Source organism: Patescibacteria group bacterium (assembly GCA_028711655.1).
GTDB lineage: Bacteria > Patescibacteriota > Patescibacteriia > Patescibacteriales > JAQTRU01 > JAQTRU01.
Window position 1 is genome coordinate 1 of the sequence record JAQTRU010000058.1, and the last position, 4,181, is coordinate 4,181.

5 protein-coding genes are annotated in these 4,181 nt (G+C 45.1%); all 5 read left to right on the forward strand.

Annotation, left to right across the window (positions count from 1 at the left end; all coding sequences use genetic code 11):
- On the forward strand, positions 1-833 hold an 833-nt coding region (locus PHQ42_05190), incomplete at its 5' end, for a hypothetical protein (protein ID MDD5072095.1).
- Between the two features lie 18 nt (positions 834-851).
- Positions 852-1,490 carry an SdpI family protein gene (locus tag PHQ42_05195; GenBank protein MDD5072096.1) on the forward strand — a complete coding sequence of 213 codons (639 nt, stop codon included), beginning with the start codon at positions 852-854 and terminating at the stop codon, positions 1,488-1,490.
- A gap of 1 nt (position 1,491) precedes the next feature.
- Positions 1,492-3,330, forward strand: a complete 1,839-nt coding sequence (locus tag PHQ42_05200) for a U32 family peptidase (protein ID MDD5072097.1) — start codon at positions 1,492-1,494, stop codon at positions 3,328-3,330.
- 74 nt (positions 3,331-3,404) lie between these two features.
- The gene (gene greA, locus PHQ42_05205) at positions 3,405-3,857 is read left to right on the forward strand and encodes a transcription elongation factor GreA (protein MDD5072098.1); all 453 of its coding nucleotides are present in this window, start codon (positions 3,405-3,407) and stop codon (positions 3,855-3,857) included.
- A 2-nt stretch (positions 3,858-3,859) separates the two neighbouring features.
- Positions 3,860-4,181, forward strand: a 322-nt coding sequence (locus tag PHQ42_05210) for a UvrD-helicase domain-containing protein (GenBank protein MDD5072099.1), incomplete at its 3' end; no start/stop codon positions are given.

Sequence of the window (4,181 nt, forward strand, 5' to 3'; positions counted from 1 at the left end):
AATCGATGTCTGATCCGGAAGATTTGAAGGACGCTGGCGCCAACATTGCGAGCATCGCGCCCAATGTTAAAATCAACTCTCGCGGCGAAGTGAAATTCGATGCACCGTTCAGTTATGTAGAACAAAGTATGGATTATTGGGCAAGAACCTATTATGAAAATGATATTCGCATAAGTTTAGTGATTGAGTTATTTTATCAAGACGAATTTATAGACGGGCAAAGCGGAGAGCCTAAGCCCATCCCGCGCGATATCGCAAGTAAGCCCGGATTTTTAGATGAATACAATAAAATCGTAGTTGATGTCGCTAAGCTAGCAGAAAAATACCAGGTAGAAATGTTTTCACCTATGAATGAGCCCGATTTGAAGTTGGGGGAAGCGACTGCCTCAGTTTGGGGCCAAAATATTTTACCCGAGGTGAAGAAATATTATAACGGGAAGATTTTATGGAAAGCCGCCGGTAGCGACGCAAAAACGGCGGTAGTTGATTTTTCCGGCTATGATATCATCGGTTTTGATCCGACGCCTGGGGGAGGGGATCCTGCGGCTTCCCTAGCCTCTTATCATATTCAACTGCAAGAAATGATTGCTTTGGCTAAAGCCCGGGCCGTAAAATATGACGTACCCGAAGTGATGATTACCGAATTCGGCGTTTGGGGAGGAGCGCTCGCTTTCAGCGAAGAGGATAAAATGCTGGCCCACCGGATTGTTTTTGAAGAGGGCCAGGGGAAGGTTTCCGGATTTATCGCCCTCGATCCGCCGCCCGATTTGGACAGGGGCTTGAAAGGGACGTTATCTCTAGAGGAAATCAAGAAGTGGTTCGGGAAATTATAATAATTAAAGGAGATTAATATGAAAAAAAGTTCAATCATAATTTTAGGGATAATCTTGCTGTCTTTTGGCGCAGCTGTTTATTTTTATCCTTTAATGCCCGAAAGAATGGCTTCGCACTGGGGGTTTAACGGCGAGGTCAACGGCTACATCAGCAAATTTTGGGGCCTATTTTTAATGCCGCTGATTTCTTGCGCGATGTTTCTGCTTTTCTGGGCCATTCCCAAACTTGATCCGTTGAAGGCCAATATTGAAAAGTTCAGAAAATATTTTGATGGGTTTATAATCTCGGTAGTCGTTTTCCTATTTTATATTTACCTGCTGACTATTTTTTGGAACCTTGGCGCGAGATTTAATATAGGTCAGCTGATGGCTCCGGCTATAGGAGCGTTGTTTTATTGCTCCGGGTTTTTGATGGCAAAGGCTAAAAGGAATTATTTTATCGGCATCAGGACCCCCTGGACGCTCAGCAACGACGTGGTTTGGGATAAAACCCATAAAGTCGGCGGAAAGCTTTTTAAAACTGCGGGTTCGCTCGCCGTACTTGGCGTGTTTTTCCCGGACCAAGCTTTCTTTTTAGTCATGATTCCAATTCTGGCCGCTACTATTTTTTCCGTCGTTTATTCTTATGTCGCGTACCGCCAGGAAATAAAGAACTAGAATGCCTAAAAATACTATCAAACTTGAGCTTTTGGCTCCGGCTAAAGATTTAAATTCGGCTAAAATGGCGGTTTTGGCCGGAGCGGATGCCGTCTATATCGGCGGGCCGCAATTCAGCGCCAGATCCGCCGCTGGCAACTCATGGGAAGACATTGCCCAGGTTGTTAATTTTGCCCACCAGTACTACGCTAAAGTTTACCTTCCGGTTAACATTATTTTTTTTGATAAAGAAACAGCGTCTGTCAAAGAGACGATTGATAAGGCTTATGAAATAGGCGTTGACGCTTTGATGATCCAGGATATGGGCATTATGGAGATGGAACTGCCGCCTTTGCCGATTTTTGCCAGCACCCAGAATCACAATTACGATCTTGAACAGATAAAGTTTTTGGAAAAAGCCGGTTTTTCACGGGTGATTTTAGCGAGAGAATGCGATCTTGCTCGCATCAGGAAAATTAAAAGAGAAACCAAAATAGGGCTGGAGGCCTTTGTGCACGGCGCTTTATGTGTTTCTTTTTCTGGAAGGTGTTATTTCAGCCAAGCTCTCTGCGGCCGAAGCGCTAATCGGGGAAAATGCATGCAGGCCTGCCGCCTGACGTTTTCGCTGATTGACAGCCAGGGCCGGAAATTAATTAAAGATAAATTCCTTTTGTCGTTAAAAGACCTTAATTTGTTCAGTAATCTAGAGGATTTGATTGAGGCGGGAGTCAATTCTTTCAAAATAGAGGGCCGCTTGAAAGACGAAGTTTATGTCGGCAACGTGGTTGCCAAATATCGTCAAGAGCTGGATAAGATAATCGCCCGAAGCAACGGCAAGTATCAAAGAGCTTCTTCGGGTAAGGTTTCTTTGGATTTCGAGCCTGATTTAGACAGGACATTCAACCGGGGATACACGGATTATTTTTTGCACAACCGGCAGAAAGACATTATTTCTTTGGACAGCCAGAAATCCTTGGGAAAACTCATGGGCAAAGTGCTCAAGGTGGGCAAAGATTATTTCACTTTGGATCGCGAGAACGACTTAAAGAATGCGGACGGGTTGTGCTGGTTCGACGAGAACGGTGATTTGGTGGGCACAAACATCAATTTAGTTAAGGACGGGAAGATCTACCCCAATAAGTTTTTATCGTTAAAGCCTGGAACGGATATTTACAGGAACCTGGACACGGCTTTTGAAAGAAAAGTAGTTCGCGGAGTCAGGCGGGCCGTGGCCGTGGATTTTACGGTGAAAGATGTAAAGAAGGGGTTGGGTATTGAGGCTGAAGACGAAGACGGAAATATGGTCGATCTTGAATTTGAAACAGAAAAGAAGCTGGCTCAAAAATCAGAGCTTGTCGAGGCTAGCTGGCGACAGCAGTTTTCAAAATTGGGCGGGACTATTTTTTATGCGAGGAACCTCACTTTTAATTTCAAGGAGCCGTATTTTATACCGTTATCGGTCCTGAACGATTGGCGGAGAGAAGTTATCGCTAAGCTTTCCGAATTAAGAACAGAAAATTATCCCAAGGTTAAGGTGGTTCACCAAAAAACAGATCATCCTTATCCTTATCGGGAACTCGATTATTCCTTTAACGTGGCGAATTCCCTGGCGCGTAAATTTTACGAAAGGCACGGGGCTCGCGTTCTGGAAAATTCTTTCGAACAGCAGAATGCCGTTAAGGGTAAAAAGCTGATGACAACAAAGCATTGTTTAAGGTATTTTTTAGGAGTTTGTCCGAAAGATGCCGGGAGAATCAAGGCAGACTTCAAGGAACCGCTGTTTTTGGTCCATGAGGGCAAGAAATACCGCTTAAGCTTTGATTGCGCTAAGTGCTTGATGGAAATTTATAACCACGACTAAAGAGTCTTAGTTTTTTGATTTAAAGATCGCCAGGAGGCGATTTTTTGCTTATTCGTGCTAAAATGAAGAATACTATGGCAAAGCACTTAACCCCAGAGGGGCTCGAAAAATTGAAGAAAGAACTGGCTGACCTCAAAACGGTGGCCCGTAAAGAGGTGCAAGAAAGGATCCGGAGCTCGGCGGCCCACGGCGATTTGAAGGAAAACGCCGGGTATCATGCGGCCAAAGACGACCAGTCGTTTATCGAAGGCCGGATTATCCAGTTGGAAGACATTATCAACCAGGCCCAAGTTATAGAAAAGAAGCAGGGGGGCGGGGTTCAGATAGGATCCGTCGTTTGGCTTAAATCGAAAGACGGCGACGATACGTATCAGATCGTCGAACCCGAAGAGGCTGATATTACGGCCGGCAAGATTTCCTTGAAATCGTCCTTGGGCGCTTCTCTTTTGGGTAAAAAGAAAGGCGATGTGGTGAAATTTCCTACTCCGAACGGAGTCAGAGAATGCGAAATAATTAAAATTGATTAGATATGGCGATAGATCTGCAAAAATTGAACAAAGAGCAGAAAGAGGCCGTAACTTTTAATGGAGGACCGCTGTTGATCGTGGCCGGCGCCGGTACGGGCAAAACAACGGTGATCACCCAGAGGCTAGGGTATTTGATCGAAACCGGTAAAGCCAAGCCCGAAGAGATTCTGGCCGTCACTTTTACAGATAAAGCCGCCGAAGAAATGGAAGATAGGGTAGATAAGCTCCTGCCTTACGGCTATGTTGATTTATGGGTTTCGACTTTCCACGCTTTTTGCGAAAGGATTCTCAGGGACCATGCTTTAGATATCGGGCTGCCCGCCG